This window comes from Paenibacillus sp. MMO-58 (assembly GCF_037146255.1).
Classification (GTDB): Bacteria; Bacillota; Bacilli; order Paenibacillales; family Paenibacillaceae; genus Pristimantibacillus.
Genome location: NZ_JBBCVY010000055.1, coordinates 1 through 226, shown reverse-complemented (window position 1 = coordinate 226; position 226 = coordinate 1). Strand labels below are relative to the sequence as shown.

Annotated in this window: 1 rRNA gene; it reads right to left on the bottom strand. The window is 49.1% G+C overall.

Features of this window, described 5'->3' with window-relative positions:
- Window positions 1-137: 137 nt before the first annotated feature.
- Window positions 138-226 (bottom strand): 5S ribosomal RNA (rrf, locus tag WFJ73_RS33515); the annotation flags it as partial.

The following is a 226-nucleotide window of genomic DNA, read 5'->3' as shown; positions in this document are numbered from 1 at the left end:
TCCTTCTTCGGCTCCTAGTGCCTAGGCATCCTCCGTGCGCTCTTATTAGCTTAACCTAATAAAAACTTTTCTTGCTTAAGGATGTTTCATCTTTCGCTATCCAGTTTTCAAGGAACAAATATAGGTGATAAACACCTGCTTGGCGACGTCCTACTCTCCCAGGACCCTGCGGTCCAAGTACCATCGGCGCTGGAGGGCTTAACGGTCGTGTTCGGTATGGGAACGC